The organism is Streptococcus oralis, from assembly GCF_023109315.1.
In the GTDB taxonomy this organism is placed as follows: Bacteria; Bacillota; Bacilli; order Lactobacillales; family Streptococcaceae; genus Streptococcus; species Streptococcus oralis_BS.
Map to the genome: position 1 here is coordinate 1 of NZ_JALDUF010000005.1, position 15,364 is coordinate 15,364.

The 15,364-nt window shown below is 39.7% G+C and carries 16 protein-coding genes; 3 read left to right on the forward strand and 13 right to left on the reverse strand.

Annotation, left to right across the window (positions count from 1 at the left end; all coding sequences use genetic code 11):
* Positions 1-84 precede the first annotated feature (84 nt).
* Positions 85-678: a hypothetical protein gene (locus M1F74_RS06850; RefSeq protein ID WP_247946647.1), complete on the reverse strand. Its 594-nt coding sequence runs from the start codon at positions 676-678 to the stop codon at positions 85-87.
* Positions 679-793: 115 nt separating this feature from the next.
* Positions 794-2,152 carry a 23S rRNA (uracil(1939)-C(5))-methyltransferase RlmD gene (rlmD, locus tag M1F74_RS06855; RefSeq protein ID WP_247946648.1) on the reverse strand — a complete coding sequence of 453 codons (1,359 nt, stop codon included), beginning with the start codon at positions 2,150-2,152 and terminating at the stop codon, positions 794-796.
* Between the two features lie 37 nt (positions 2,153-2,189).
* Here rlmD and recX point away from each other — a divergent pair, with 37 nt between their 5' ends.
* Both recX and ntdP read left to right on the forward strand, forming a co-directional pair.
* Positions 2,190-2,966, forward strand: a complete 777-nt coding sequence (gene recX / locus M1F74_RS06860; protein WP_247946649.1) for a recombination regulator RecX — start codon at positions 2,190-2,192, stop codon at positions 2,964-2,966.
* 88 nt (positions 2,967-3,054) lie between these two features.
* On the forward strand, positions 3,055-3,588 hold the full coding sequence (gene ntdP / locus M1F74_RS06865; protein WP_000775318.1) for a nucleoside tri-diphosphate phosphatase: 534 nt from the start codon (positions 3,055-3,057) through the stop codon (positions 3,586-3,588).
* Positions 3,589-3,657: 69 nt separating this feature from the next.
* Here the strand turns inward: ntdP and M1F74_RS06870 are convergent, their stop codons facing one another.
* From M1F74_RS06870 to rpoE, 10 genes are all read right to left on the reverse strand, one after another.
* A complete protein-coding gene (locus M1F74_RS06870; RefSeq protein WP_247946650.1) occupies positions 3,658-4,425 on the reverse strand; it encodes an epoxyqueuosine reductase QueH in 768 nt (255 codons plus the stop codon).
* Between the two features lie 112 nt (positions 4,426-4,537).
* A complete protein-coding gene (gene groL, locus M1F74_RS06875; protein ID WP_247946651.1) occupies positions 4,538-6,160 on the reverse strand; it encodes a chaperonin GroEL in 1,623 nt (540 codons plus the stop codon).
* Positions 6,161-6,175: 15 nt separating this feature from the next.
* Positions 6,176-6,460 carry a co-chaperone GroES gene (groES, locus tag M1F74_RS06880; protein ID WP_000917326.1) on the reverse strand — a complete coding sequence of 95 codons (285 nt, stop codon included), beginning with the start codon at positions 6,458-6,460 and terminating at the stop codon, positions 6,176-6,178.
* A gap of 155 nt (positions 6,461-6,615) precedes the next feature.
* Complete coding sequence (locus tag M1F74_RS06885) at positions 6,616-7,011, reverse strand: single-stranded DNA-binding protein (RefSeq protein ID WP_000282436.1); 396 nt, start codon at positions 7,009-7,011, stop codon at positions 6,616-6,618.
* A 77-nt stretch (positions 7,012-7,088) separates the two neighbouring features.
* Positions 7,089-7,850, reverse strand: a complete 762-nt coding sequence (locus M1F74_RS06890; RefSeq protein ID WP_247946652.1) for an SDR family NAD(P)-dependent oxidoreductase — start codon at positions 7,848-7,850, stop codon at positions 7,089-7,091.
* A gap of 39 nt (positions 7,851-7,889) precedes the next feature.
* The gene (gene ytpR / locus M1F74_RS06895) at positions 7,890-8,516 is read right to left on the reverse strand and encodes a YtpR family tRNA-binding protein (RefSeq protein ID WP_247946653.1); all 627 of its coding nucleotides are present in this window, start codon (positions 8,514-8,516) and stop codon (positions 7,890-7,892) included.
* 14 nt (positions 8,517-8,530) lie between these two features.
* Positions 8,531-8,848 carry a thioredoxin family protein gene (locus tag M1F74_RS06900; protein ID WP_247946654.1) on the reverse strand — a complete coding sequence of 106 codons (318 nt, stop codon included), beginning with the start codon at positions 8,846-8,848 and terminating at the stop codon, positions 8,531-8,533.
* A complete protein-coding gene (locus M1F74_RS06905; RefSeq protein ID WP_002875970.1) occupies positions 8,845-9,144 on the reverse strand; it encodes a DUF4651 domain-containing protein in 300 nt (99 codons plus the stop codon). Before M1F74_RS06905 ends, M1F74_RS06900 begins: the two co-directional genes overlap by 4 nt.
* 164 nt (positions 9,145-9,308) lie before the next feature.
* Positions 9,309-10,916: a CTP synthase gene (locus M1F74_RS06910; RefSeq protein ID WP_247946655.1), complete on the reverse strand. Its 1,608-nt coding sequence runs from the start codon at positions 10,914-10,916 to the stop codon at positions 9,309-9,311.
* A gap of 328 nt (positions 10,917-11,244) precedes the next feature.
* A complete protein-coding gene (gene rpoE / locus M1F74_RS06915; protein ID WP_247946656.1) occupies positions 11,245-11,835 on the reverse strand; it encodes a DNA-directed RNA polymerase subunit delta in 591 nt (196 codons plus the stop codon).
* Positions 11,836-12,039: 204 nt separating this feature from the next.
* On the opposite strand from rpoE, the gene M1F74_RS06920 reads away from it, so the two are divergent.
* Positions 12,040-12,432 (forward strand): (deoxy)nucleoside triphosphate pyrophosphohydrolase, encoded by a 393-nt coding sequence (locus M1F74_RS06920; protein WP_247946657.1) that lies wholly within the window; start codon positions 12,040-12,042, stop codon positions 12,430-12,432.
* A 12-nt stretch (positions 12,433-12,444) separates the two neighbouring features.
* Here M1F74_RS06920 and M1F74_RS06925 read toward each other — a convergent pair whose 3' ends face one another.
* Positions 12,445-15,309: a DUF3427 domain-containing protein gene (locus M1F74_RS06925; RefSeq protein WP_247946658.1), complete on the reverse strand. Its 2,865-nt coding sequence runs from the start codon at positions 15,307-15,309 to the stop codon at positions 12,445-12,447.
* Positions 15,310-15,364: the final 55 nt, after the last annotated feature.

Below are 15,364 nucleotides of genomic sequence, written 5' to 3' on the forward strand. Positions count from 1 at the left end.
TGTCTTAACCCCTTGACCAACGGACCTTGAGCTTTTCAACTCTTTCTATTATACCTACTTTTTTACCTTTGTCAAGATCTTTTTTCAGCCTACAGAAAAATTTTCAACTTCTTTCTCTTTGTTCTCTTTTCTTGTTTTAAAAGTTGCGAGTATTTCTCGTTCTTTATTTCCATGTGTTGATGGGGCTGGATTCCATAGATAAGCACGATGTTCAAGCGCAAATTTCACTTCCGAATAGTTGATTTTATCATAGTCTCCATAATCTATATTAGCTAAGTATTTTTCAGCAATAATTTCATAAATAATAAAATCTTCGAATTCATTATAGATAGCTCTGTACTTGAAACTGTCTTTATCCATGAATGTAGTGAACATATATGCATCAACCGTAAATTCTGTAGAAACTATTTCTTTTTTTGGTTCAGAAATCATACATCTTAATATTTCTCTTAACTCAGAGTATATGTTAATACTACTCCCAACTTGTATGCAAATCTGTGCCAAATCAGAATTATCGTTATTCAAGCCTCTCTTTTTCCTAGCAAACATTGCCCACAATTTTTTCTCGTCATTTGACACCCCTTTTATCAGTTGTTCTATGTTTACATTTGTTAAATCTGAAAATTTGCAAATTTCTTTTAAATAGTCATGTTTATTTAGATTTTCTTCTACTGACATTTTACATACTCCTCTATACTCTATCACTGCTATATAATAATTTTCCTATGCTAGTTAATTATCCATTATACCTTTTTTGTTTTGATTCGTTTATAATTTTTAGGTCCTAGAACTTCTATGCTTTTCTCTTAACCAACTTCACGACCGCCTCTGTCCGTGCAGTATGGGGAAACATATCGACCGACTGGATATACTGGAGATCATAGACTTTTACCAGTTTAACTAAATCTCGTGCCAAGGTCGAAACATTGCAGGATACATAGACCATCTTTTCTGGAACATAGGTCAGAATGGTATCCAATAGCTTATCATCTAAGCCTGTACGAGGAGGGTCGACTATCAGGGCATCTGCTCGGTAGCCATCTTGATACCAGCGTGGAATAATCTCTTCTGCTGTCCCCGCTTCGTAATGGGTATTGTCAAATCCCATTTTTTTAGCATTTCGCTTGGCATCTTCAATGGCTTCTGGAATAATATCCATCCCTCTGAGACTCTTGATCTTATTTGCGAAGGCAAATCCGATTGTCCCAACACCGCAATAGGCATCAATCAGATGATCCTCTTCGCTGACATCCAGAGCCTTAACTGCTTCACTATAGAGAATTTCTGTCTGCTCGGGATTAAGCTGATAAAAAGCTCGGGGCGAGAGAGAAAACTCATAGTCAAGTACTCCTTCTTGAATACTCTCTTGGCCCCAGATAATTTCCGTCTTTTCACCATAGATTTCACTTGTTTTTGCTGTATTTGTATTGACTGCAACTGTGACGACTTCTGGAAAATCCTTGACTAGGTCTTTGACTAGTTGATTCAAATTTAGCTGGCGATTCGTGACGATGATTATCTGGACTTGTCCTGTTTTTCTTGCTCGACGTACCATGATAGTGCGAACACCGAGCGTTTTTCTCTCATCGGTGATGGGGATTTGATGGTAAGTAAGAAGTTCAGCTAGGCGATTAGCAATCACTTGGGTTTCCTTATCTTGCACCAAACAGTCTTTCAACTCTACGAGATAATGAGAGTTTTGCGCATACAAACCTGCCTTGACCTGATTTTTAAATTTCCGAGTCTGGAATTGAAGCTTAGCACGGTAGTACTTTGGTTCCTGCATTCCGATAGTTGGACGGATTTCATAGTTTTCATATCCTGCAGGAGCAAATTTTTTTAGGGCTTGGTGGAGCAAATCCGTTTTGAACTCTAACTGTTTATCATAGTGGAGGTGCATGATTTGGCAACCACCACATTCATTATAAATCGTACAAGCCGGGACGACTCGAAATTTAGATTTCTTATTAACCTTTAGCAATTTGGCTTCAACAAAGTTACGTTTAATAGAAGTAATCTGACAATAGATATCTTCTCCTTTGAGGGCGCCTGGCACAAAAACGAGGGTTTTCTGGTAGAAACCGATTCCCTCACCATTGATGCCCATCCGCTTGATTTTTAAAGGTATTTTTTGTTTGACTTTCAGATTCATACCCCTATCTTATCACATTTTAGGGTATAATAGAACTATGAAAATCACAAAACTTGAAAAGAAAAAACGCCTCTACTTGATGGAACTAGATGGACAGCAAACCTCTTATATCACGGAAGATACCATTGTCCGTTTTATGTTGTCTAAAGATAAGGTGGTTAGCAAGGAAGAATTAATCGAGATACAGGGCTTTGCTCAGTTTTCTTATGGTAAGAATCTCGCCCTCTACCATCTATCATTTAAAGCTCGAACCGAAAAGGAAGTTCGTGAGTATCTGAAAAAGTATGATCTTGATGAAAAAATCACTAGTCAAGTTATTGCTAACCTTAAAGAAGATAACTGGATTAATGATCGTCAGTATGCCTACTCTATCATCAATGCAAACCAACTTTCTGGAGATAAGGGACCTTATGTGCTAGCTCAAAAACTGTCTCAAAAAGGGATTGCCAAATCAACTATTGAAGAGGTTTTAAAGGATTTTGACTATACAGAAGTTGCTCAACGTGTAGCTGAGAAACTGCTTAAAAAATACACCGGAAAGCTTCCTGCTCGCGCTTTGCAAGATAAGATTATCCAAAACTTGACTAACAAGGGCTTCCCCTATCCCGATGCTAAAAATGCCTTTGACGACTTGGATAGTCAAGTTGACCAAGAAACGACTCAAGAGCTCATTTTTAAAGAACTGGATAAACAATATTCTAAATATGCTCGTAAATATGAAGGTTACGAACTAAAGCAACGTTTGACCCAAGTCCTAGCTAGAAAAGGCTATGATTTTTCGGATATAGCAAGCGCTCTCAGGGAATATCTTTAACATTTGCATGTAAAATTCAAAAAAATTAGACCAATTTATGATATAATAGTAGACGATAAACTTATAAATTGTAGAAAGTTGGTTAGTTATGAAACTTCCAAAAGAAGGCGACTTTATTACAATTCAAAGTTATAAGCATGATGGGAGTCTTCACCGTACTTGGCGGGACACCATGGTACTAAAAACAACAGAGAACGCTATTATTGGCGTCAACGACCACACACTTGTTACCGAAAGTGACGGTCGTCGTTGGGTGACTCGAGAACCGGCTATTGTTTACTTTCACAAAAAATATTGGTTTAATATCATTGCCATGATTCGTGATAATGGGATTTCCTACTATTGCAATATGGCCAGCCCCTACTATCTAGATGAGGAAGCCCTGAAATACATTGATTATGATTTGGATGTCAAGGTCTTCACTGATGGTGAAAAGCGTCTCTTGGACGTTGAAGAGTATGAGCGCCATAAACGCAAAATGAAGTATTCGGATGATTTAGACTATATTTTGAAGGAGCATGTTAAAATCCTTGTTGATTGGATCAACAATGGACGCGGTCCTTTCTCAGAGGCCTATGTCAACATTTGGTACAAACGCTACATAGAACTAAAGAATCGGTAAAGTTGTCAAACCGGGGTGAGAGCCCTGGTTTTTTATTTGAAAAACCCAGCCTAGAAGCTGGGTTAATTGCTATATATCTAATTTAGTGACAGTAAACTTGATGTGGGAATAGTCTTTTTCAACATCCTTATCCAACAAGAAAGCTGTGGCATCCTTCTTAACCTGAACCAAATCAATATTCTGAGCCTGGGCTGCATAGACGCATCCACAATAACATTGACGATAGATATCATACTCATCGCACATCTCCACCGAGCGCTTGTAGCCTTGATTTTTCTTGAAATCACTTGGGAGATAGTGGGTTGTGTAAATCTTTTGCACATCAATTCCGATGCTGTTGATGGTTTGAGAATTCTTATGAGGACTGATGGTCAAAGCTGAACCAAAATAATCAAATCCCAAATCCATAGCTACTTGCGCTGTTTTATCCAGACGATAGTCAAAACAAACCTTGCAACGGTCACCACCTTCGGGTTCTTCTTCCAGTCCTCTGACTAACTTCCGGTATTCATTTGGTTCATAGGGAGCTTCTAGGTACTGGACTGTATTGCCTGTTCGCTCATTGAAATCACTGACAAATTTCTTGGTGACGTAAGCTCGCTTGTGGTATTCTGCCTTGGGATGGATGTTAGAATTGGCAAAATAGATGGTCACATCCGCGTACTTGGTCAGATACTCTAGGGTGTAGGTACTACAAGGAGCACAGCAAACATGCATGAGAATAGTTGGACGTTGCTCATTTTTCTCCCAAACCTGAACCATTTTCTGCATGACACGGTCATAATTAATCTTCTGATTGGGGTTCATCTTGCTCAGAATTTCTTCTACATCGATCATGTTCTTCTCCTTTTTATAGTCTTATTTTATCATATAAGTTAGGAGAGCTCAAATCTATTTAGAAGTGAATATCATAAAAAGGAGGGGTAGTCATTCCCTCCTTTAATAGTTTTTACATCATCCCGCCCATCATGCTTGGATCCATGGCTGGAGCTGGGGCTGCTGGTTCTGGTTTATTGGCTACGACTGCTTCTGTTGTTAAAATCAAGCTAGCTACAGAGGCTGCATTTTGAAGGGCAGAACGGCTCACTTTCACTGGGTCAATGATTCCTTCTTCAATCATGTTGACCCACTCGCCAATCGCTGCGTTGAAGCCTGTACCAACTTCCGCATTTTTCAAACGATCGATGACAATAGATCCTTCAAATCCTGCATTGTGGGCGATTTGACGAACTGGTTCTTCCAAGGCACGAAGAACAATATTGCGTCCTGTCGCTTCATCTCCTGTCAATTCCAAATCAGCAACGGCTGGAATGACATTTACAAGAGCTGTTCCACCACCTGCAACAATTCCTTCTTCAACAGCTGCACGAGTAGCGTTAAGGGCATCTTCAATGCGGAGTTTCATTTCTTTCAACTCAGTTTCAGTTGCAGCACCGACCTTGATCACTGCGACACCACCTGACAATTTTGCCAAGCGTTCTTGCAATTTTTCGCGGTCAAATTCAGATGTTGTAGTTTCAATTTGAGACTTGATAACTGCAACACGGTGAGAAATAGCTTCAGGATTTCCAGCACCTTCTACGATAACAGTGCTATCTTTGTCCACAGTTACTCTAGCTGCTTGACCAAGCGCTTCGATGGTCGCATCTTTCAATTCAAGACCAAGATCTTCTGTGATGACTGTTCCGCCTGTCAAGATAGCGATGTCTTCTAACATAGCCTTACGACGGTCCCCAAAGCCAGGTGCTTTGACAGCTACGACATTGAAGGTTCCACGAATCTTGTTCAATACAAGAGTCGGAAGAGCTTCACCATCTACATCATCCGCAATAATCAAGAGTGGACGATTGCTTTGGAGAATGCTTTCTAGAAGTGGCAAGATTTCTTGGATATTGGAAATCTTCTTGTCGGTAATCAAGATATATGGATTTTCAAGATCAGCCACCATTTTTTCGCTATCTGTCACCATGTACTGTGATAGGTAACCGCGGTCAAACTGCATTCCTTCCACGACTTCAAGCTCTGTTTCCATACCACGTGATTCTTCAATAGTGATGACACCATCTTTACCAACTTTTTCCATGGCTTCAGAGATGTATTCGCCGACTTTTTCAGAACGAGAAGATACAGCGGCAACCTGAGCGATGGCTTCTTTATTGGCAACAGGGATGGCATTGTTTTTCAAGGCTTCTACAGCTGCGGCAACCGCTGCTTCAATCCCACGACGAATGCCGATTGGGTTGGCACCTGCAGTGACGTTTTTAATTCCTTCGCGGACGATAGCTTGAGTCAAGACTGTTGCAGTTGTCGTTCCGTCACCTGCGATATCATTGGTTTTTGAAGCTACTTCTGATACCAATTTGGCACCCATATTTTCAAAATGGTCTTCTAATTCAATTTCTTTGGCAATAGTAACACCGTCATTGGTAATCAATGGTGAGCCAAATGATTTTTCCAACACAACATTACGACCTTTTGGTCCTAAGGTTACTTTAACAGTATCTGCAAGGATATCAACACCACGAACCATGGCTGAACGAGCATCAGAGGAAAATTTAATTTCTTTTGACATACTTACTTTCTCCTTCTATTCTTCAATGATAGCCAAAATGTTAGCTTCGCCTACGATGATGTACTTTTCATCGCCATCTTTGACATCAATACCTGCATGAGCTTCAACTAAGACACGGTCTCCAGGCTTAACGCTTGGAGCAACCAAGTCACCATTCAAGGTACGAACACCTTGTCCAGTAGCTACAACTTGGGCTGTTTTTGTTTTTTCTTGGGCTGAGCCCGCAAGGACAAAGCCTCCAACAGTTTGTTCTTTTTCTTCGATTTTCAAGACCACACGGTCTCCTAATGGTTTCAACATCTGTTTTCCTCCATGATGAAATACATATTATTAGCACTCTTTATAACTGAGTGCTAATTCATAGTTCTATTGTATCACTTGGTCAGAAATAGTCAAGAAAAAAGTCTGACTTTGGCAAGATAAAAAGCCTGAGACCAACTCAGACTTTTCAATGTTTAAAATGGCAATTCTTCCTCTTCCAAGACCAAATCTGCCAAATCCTGTCCTGCGTTATTTTCACGCATGGCACGTTGGGCGCGGCTTTCCAAAAGTTGGAATCCTGTGGCAAGGACTTCAGTCACATAGTTCATCTGGCCATTTTTCTCAAAGCGACGGGTACGAAGTTCTCCATCCACAGAGATAAGACTACCTTTAGTTGCGTAGCTTGCCAAGGTTTCAGCCAATTTCCCCCAAAGAACCAAATTGACAAAATCAGCTTCACGTTCCCCGTTTTGGTCTTTGTAACGACGGTTGACAGCGATAGTTGCACGCGCTACTGACTTGTCATTGTTGGTTTTGTGCAATTCTGGTGTAGACGTTAAACGTCCAATAAGAATAACTTTATTATACATATTTTCTTCCTCCTACTTATCTATTCGTAAGGAATCAAAAAAAGTTACAAAAATTTGTAACTTTTCGAAGAAATTTTTTATTTTTTATGAACCATGAAACCTGTCGCCTGTTGATTGGCCATAATGGTCATATCAGTAATCTGCACACGACGAGGCTGACTGGTCACATAGACCACTGTATCTGCAATATCCTGAGCTTGCAGGGCCTCAATTCCCTGATAGACGGTGGCAGCACGCTCTTTGTCACCATGAAAACGAACTGTAGAGAAATCTGTTTCGACAATCCCTGGCTGAATGGTGGTCACCTTGATATCCGTTGCGATCGTATCAATTCGTAGTCCATCTGAAAAGGTTTTAACTGCTGCCTTGGTGGCTGAATAAACTGCTGCACCCGCATAGGCATAGATTCCTGCGGTCGATCCCATGTTGATAATATGACCCTGATTCGCTTTTACCATTTCTGGCAAGAAACAGCGAGTAACTGCCATCAAACCCTTGACATTGGTATCCAACATGGTCAGCATATCCAATTCTTCATAGTTTTGATAGGGAGCCAAGCCAAGAGCTAGTCCAGCGTTATTGACCAAGATATCAATCTGCCCTATCGTTTCCAAAATATCGGAGCAGACAGTCTTCACCATGGTCATATCCGTGACATCCAGTGGAAAGATCCAAACTGTTTGATTTGGAAAAGTTTCTGCAAACTCTGACTTGAGGGCCTCTAGTCTGTCTGTCCGTCGCCCTGTTAGAACGACATTCTCCCCCTGCTCCAGATAAGCACGCGCAATCGCTTCACCGATTCCTGAGGTCGCTCCTGTAATCACTACATTTTTCGCCATCTTATCCCCCTATCTGGTCTATCAAATACTAACAATTTCTTAGGCAGTCCAGTGCTTGGCTGGGTCAAATGGAGTTCCGACAACTTGGTCTTCTGATAATTCAATAACCCCACGTTTTTGCGGAGCATTTGGCAAGGCAAGTTCACGAGGACTGCACATCATGCCAAAACTCTTTTCGCCACGAAGTTCGCCTGGGAAAATGAGATTTCCTTTTGGCATCATAGCTCCCGGAAGAGCTACAATAGTTTTCAAACCGATACGCGCATTAGGAGCCCCTGCAACGATTTGCACTGTCTTGTCACTTGCGACTGCAACTTGGCAGATGTTGAGGTGGTCGCTATCTGGATGGGCTACCATCTCAACAATCTCACCGACGACAAACTTAGGTTCTTTGTCGTTGACAATTTCTTCTGCAAAGCCTTCCGCTTGTAACTCTTGGTTCAAACGTTCTACTTGCTCATCTGTCAAAAAGACTTGACCACGCTCTGCAATTTCAAACAAACTTGAAACTTCGAAAATATTCCAAGCTACTGTTTCTCCATTTTCTTTGAGGAAAACACGGGCTACCTTACCTTTGCGCTCCACATCCAACTTGGCATCTCCGCTATTTTTCACGATGATCATAAGGACATCGCCAACATGCTCTTTATTATATGTAAAAATCATTCTTTCCTTTTCTCCTATTTCAGTTCTGCTAAAAAGTCGTTAATTTGTTGCTTGCTTTTACGGTCACGATTTACAAATCGGCCGATTTCCTTGTCCTTTTCTAGCACAACAAGGCTAGGAATCCCGTAAACATCCCAGAGTTTGGCCAGATCCAGATACTGGTCCCGGTCCACTCGAATAAAGGTGAACTCTGGATTAGTCTCCTCGATCTCTGGCAAGGCTGGATAGATATAACGACAATCGCCACACCAGTCCGCCACAAAAAGGAAGACCTTCTTGCCATCTTGCTCGACAAAACCTGCTAGTTCTTCTATACTACTGGGAATAATCATAAGACTTCCTCCTCATAGACCAGATCTTCATTTTCATAGACAAAGGTGTAATGACGACCATCCTCAAAAATGACTCCTCCGACCAGTCGCTCTAGGCTACTCTCGTAGACTTGAACATAGAGAGTCGCAATCTCACCCATATCTGAGAAAAGTTCGCGCACGATAGCGGTCAACTCTTCCTGAGTCTTCATGAGTTTGTGGTTATCTGCTGCTTTTTTGGCACCCAAAGCAAGGGCACTTAGACCAGCCACAGTCAAGCCAGTCATCCATAATTTCTTAGCTTTCATACCATTCATTGTAACACAAAAAGGGCTCTAGGACAAATAGGGAAGCCGTATACTAGCAAGGAAAATCTCTTCCCTCAGTGAGTCTAATTCTTATTGCCAAGCGCCTGAGTTACCAAGATTTTCCTGAATGGATTAAAAAATCTCTGAGATTGCTCTCAGAGATCAGAAGAAAACTAGTTACTATTTTCAACCGCTGCAGTGACAAAGGCAGTGTAGAGTTCCTCTGGACGGTTCGGACGGCTGGAAAGTTCAGGGTGATACTGACAAGCCACAAAGAATTTATTCTCAGGAATTTCCACAATTTCTACCAAACGATTGTCTGGAGAAACTCCTGAAAAGACAAAACCTGCTGCCTCAAACTGTTCACGAAAGGCGTTGTTAAACTCATAACGGTGACGGTGACGACGTTGCACCACTTCTTGATTGTGATAAGCAGCTGCTGCCTTAGAGCCACGTTTCAACTTAGATGGATAAAGTCCCAAACGAAGGGTTCCTCCCATATCCTCAACATCAACTTGGTCACGCATGATATCAATGATAGGGTATTTTGTTTCTGGTGCAAGTTCTGCAGAATTGGCACCTTCAAGACCCAAAACGTGGCGAGCAAACTCGATACAAGTCAACTGCATTCCCAAGCAGACTCCCAACATTGGAACGTCATTCTCACGCGCATATCGGATGGCTTGGATTTTCCCTTCCGTACCACGTTGACCAAAACCTCCTGGTACGATGATCCCGTCCGCATCAGACAAGAGTTCTGCTACATTCTCTGCTGTCACATCATTGGCATTGATCCAATTAATCTTCACTTCTGCGTCGTTGGCATACCCAGAGTGTTTTAAGGCTTCGACCACTGAGATGTAGGCATCTTGCAACTCCACATACTTACCGACAAGGGAAATTCTAACTTGTTTCTTGAGGTTCATGACCTTGTCCACCATAGCTGACCACTCTGTCATATCCGCTGCCGGTGCGTCTAGTTTCAAATGGTCACAAACAATTTGGTCCATGCCTTGTGCCTGCAAATTCAATGGAATTTGGTAAAGGTGTTCGACATCCAAAGACTCGATAACAGCTTCTGGTGCCACGTCACAGAACTGAGCTAGTTTATTTTTAATGCCCTGACCAGCTGGTTTTTCCGTACGAATGACCAACATATTTGGCTGGATTCCCAAACCGCGCAATTCTTTTACAGAATGCTGAGTTGGCTTGGTCTTCATCTCACCAGCAGCCTTGAGATAAGGAAGCAAGGTTGTATGGATGTACATGACATTATCCGCACCCACATCTGCCTTCATCTGACGAAGGGCCTCTAGGAATGGCAAGGACTCGATATCCCCAACGGTTCCACCAACCTCTGTGATAATGACATCCGAATCAGTCGTTACAGCGGCACGCTTGATTTTTTCTTTCAAAGCATCTGTGATATGAGGAATGACTTGAACAGTTGCGCCAAGGTATTCGCCACGGCGTTCTTTACGAAGAACTTCACTGTAGATTTTACCAGTTGTCACATTGGAATATTTGTTTAAATTAATATCGATGAAACGTTCATAGTGGCCCAAGTCCAAATCTGTCTCAGCCCCATCATCTGTAACAAAGACTTCCCCATGCTGGTAAGGACTCATGGTTCCCGGATCGATATTGATATAAGGGTCAAACTTCTGAATAGTCACTTTTAGACCACGATTTTTCAAGAGACGACCCAAACTTGCTGCGACAATCCCTTTCCCAATAGACGATACCACACCACCAGTTACAAAAATATATTTCGTAGACATAGATTCCTCTTTCTAAAATGCTCAAGGCCTTGTTAACTACGAGGGGAGATAGAAAACAAGACCCTTATGAATAACGACATTTCAAGAAAACTTCCTGAAAAACAAAAATAGCTCCCTAGTAACTAGGGAGCCCCGACCTCTAAAAGAGGTGCCCGAACAATATGATACCTTAAAGCAGAACATTTGTCAACCCGAATTGGTAAAAGATGAAAAAAGAAGATTGTTTTCAGAAAACCAACTAAAGGTCCGCATCCAAACGGATGACCTGCTCAACCACTTTACCTAAGCAACAAAAAAGGAGATCAGGCGATCTCCTTTGTGAAGTCTTTTACTCTTCTTCACTCGTTTCAGCGTCATCGTCAGAAAACTCGTCGTCTTCTTCGTTAAGATCCACATCTTCACCCAAGTCATCAGGAGCGATTTCGTTGATTTCTGCATCGTAAGCTTCCACTTCATTTTTCTCATCATCTGGATTATCATCATCATATGAAAGAGCTGGATCAGCTTCGTATGCATCTTCGTCTTCTGGATCATCTGCATTGTAGTCAATGGCATCTGAATCACCATCCATAAAGGCATTGACACGTTTTTTCTTAGCTTTTGGTGCTACTTCATCGTCGTCACTTTCTTCAAGAGCGATGATTTCTTCGTCGATTTCGTCTACACCATACCATGAACGAAGGCCCCATTTGTTGTCTCCAAGTGAGATGAAGCTACCGTCAAAGTTCAACTCTGTGTAGAACAAAGGCAAAGCTTCACGGATATCGCTGTTTGATGTTCTAAGGTAGTTTTGAATTTCGTTTACAAGATCGCTAAAATGCATCTCATGATCGCGACCACGAAGTTCCAAGATAGCACGCGCCACCTCAATCATAGATAGTTCACTTTTTTCTTGCCCAGCAAATACTTCTAATTCCAAAGCGTTTCTCCTCATTTATACTACTATCGCCAGAGCAAACAGACTCTGACCTCATTTTATCATGTACTCTTTATTGTACGATAATTTTGCGGAATAGTCAAAGGTTAAAATAGATTTATCTATGATTTATTAAGTAAAAATCAATTGATTTTATTACATGGTAAATTTAAAAATATTTGTTAAAATATTACTTGGAGGTAGCTTATGTCAAAAAAAATAATAAATGTTGTTGCAGCAGCTATAGAACGAGATGGAAAAGTATTCTGTGCACAAAGACCTGAAGGTAAAAGTTTGGGAGGTTTTTGGGAATTTCCAGGTGGGAAATTAGAAGTAGGAGAATCTCCTGAACAAGCTTTAGTCCGTGAAATTAAAGAAGAACTAAATTCTGAAATTGAGATTGTTTCTTACATCAATGAAGCTTCATATGATTATAATTTTGGGACAGTTGTCATGAAGACCTATCATGCAAAGCTAATATCAGGAAAACTAGAGTTGCTTGAACACCAAAATTCAACTTGGTTAGCTCCCAATGAACTAGATACTCTCAACTGGGCTCCAGTAGATCGTCCAGCTGTAGAATTATTAACAAAAAAATAAGAGATTACTCTCTTATTTTTTTGTCAAATAATCATAAAGTGCGGAAGAAACCTTATTGGCTAATTCAAAATTCATTGTAACTACAGGAGTTTTTCCATCCTGCATCCTAGTTTCAGTAGCACTATCTTCCAAATAACTAACTGGCCCTAGATAATAGAAATCACTTCCCTCACCGTCTTCTTTTTTTACGAAGAGATGAAGAGCCAAACCGGTTTGATTAGATTGCATAATATCAGCAACTTCTTTAGACTTAAAGCTTCGATTGCTCCGAGAATACCAATGAAAGACTTTGTTGGATAAGAATCCATCTTGATACTGGGTTGTTTCTGTAATATCGTCATCCTTATGATAAGTTACAAAGATAGGACACGTTCCATGTTTGACCTTGTATCCATATACAGTAGAACTCTCATCCTTGTCCCAGTTAAGAAGTCTCACAGCATCTTTTCGAGAGTATTTTTCACCTATTGTCAATGGTTCCTGCGGATATTTTTGAGAGCGCTCTAGACCAGTCTGAATGATGTCTAAGATAAATTTTTTGTATTCCTCTGTAAGAAATTGAGTGAAATCTGTTGCTAGTTGATAAGTGTCATCTTCAATGCTTAAGGCTGAGAAACCATACTTTTCTTGATCTCTTTTAACGAAAAAGTTATAGTCTAAACAGTTTTCGATAGATTTAAATAACTGTTCGGAGGATCCTAATTGCTTCATTGTTAAGATTTGTTTAAATTCAGATCGGGAAATCTTTCCTTTTTCTAGTAATATTTTTAAAAGATAGAGTTCTTCTTTTCGTTTACCATTGGATAGTTCTTTGCAGAGGAAAGTTAGAAAACCATTTAATTCAGGAATTTTAATAAACCGATCCTCTTTTTCAAAGGAAGCAATAACCTCTCCATAATGATTAAAAGTATCAAAGAAAACATAGGGATCTAGACTATCTAGTTCCAAAAAATCACTGAGATTCGGAGTACGTCCCAAGCGGTTCTTTGTTTCCATATAGGCCTCTTTTAGGATAGCTCGATTGGAAAGATTTGTATTAGTAATAGACTTAAAGATTTGTTCTTTAGCAACTTCTTCAAAATTAATAGTAGTTAGGCCATTTAAAATATTGGGTTCTCTTAGCTCTCTTCGGTAATTATCTTTATTCATTGATTTGTCTCCAAATAAAGCAATTGGAATCAAATAGTTATTTTTATAATTACCAATAAAATCAATGATCGTGACGTATTCTTTACTCTCATGTTTACGAAGACCACGTCCTAATTGTTGAACAAAAACGATACTAGACTGAGTATTTCTTAACATAACTACCTGGTTGACAGAAGGAATGTCAATCCCTTCATTAAAAATATCCACTGTCAAAATGTAGTCTAGTTTTCCTTTTTCAAGTTGAGAAACGACTTCATTTCGTGTTTCAATATTATCATCGCCTGTTAGAGCCCTACAAACTTTCCCATTCTGATTCAATTTTGAAGCGAGTTCATGCGCTTCCTGTTTAGAGGAACAGAATATCAATCCTTTTACTTTTTCACCACTTACTCCATAAAAATCAATTTTTTGCAGAATATGTTTAACTCGTTCATTAGATGTTAAGTTTGATATATTTGTCTTCTCATCGATTAGATGTCCATCTATCTCAATATCCTTTACCCCAAAATAAATAAATGGGCAAAGCATATCATTATCAAGCGCATCCTGCAGACGAATTTCATAGGCGATATTATAATCAAACAGTTCATAAATATTTTGCCCATCAGTTCGTTCGGGAGTTGCAGTCATTCCTAAAAAGAACTCAGGATGAAAATGTGCCATCACTTTTTTGTATGAATCAGCTCCGGCTTTGTGAACTTCATCGATTAAAATATAGTCAAAATAATCTTCTGAAAATAGATTCAAATGATAATCACGTGACAAAGTTTGAATCGTAGCAAAAATGTATTTCTTATTTGTCAAATCAGCACCAGAATGATAAATCAAACCTTCTGATTCCGGGAACTGTAAAACCTTTTGAAAATCCTTTAAAGACTTTTGAAGAATTTGCTCCCTATGAACGATAAAGAGCATTCTTTTCGGCTCAAATTGTTGAACATCAAAAGCTGATAAATATGTTTTTCCTGTCCCTGTAGCACTGATAACTAAAGCTTTCTTTTTCCCTGAATCGCGAATAGCCTGCAGACCTTTCAGTGCTTCATTTTGCATCTTATTAGGTTCAATACTTGTAACCTGATATTCTGCTATTTCCTCTTCTCGAATCTGGTCCACTCGAATTGTTTTCTGACGCTTTCTAGCGTAAGAATCAATCTTTTCTGTAGTTAAAACATCCGACTTTTCCCAAATTTTTTCAAACTCTTTTTTAGTAGCTTGAATTAACTCTCCATTGTAAGTTGATGTCAACTTAATATTCCACTCGTAATTGATTTTCAATGCATTATGAGTTAAATTTGAACTTCCAGAAATAAGAACCTGTTTCCCCTGATGTTCAAAAAGATAAAACTTAGCGTGCATCTGCAGACTCTCTGGAGTAAGTCGAACTTCAACATTTTTCAACTTGAGTAATTCTTGCATGGCAACCGGATCATTAAAATCAAGATAAGGAGATATAAGAATTTTACCTTTTATTCCTTTATCCATTAAATCTGATAATTGGGATTTTATCAGAGCAATTCCTGATTGGGTAATAAATGCTACCGAAATATAAAAGGCTTGGCATTTTGATAATTCTTCTTGAATATCCTTCAATACATATCGCTTGGACTCTGGGTCATTAATTAAAATTTGAGGAGAGTATCCCCCTTCTTGAAATTTAATATTATCAATAAATCCAAACTTTAAAGATTTGATCAAGGTATCTTGAAATAAAGTGACGCCTTCTGGCATAGACCTTCTCTTTTCTATTGTTTTAATATTTTCATTATACCAAAAAAACACGGTT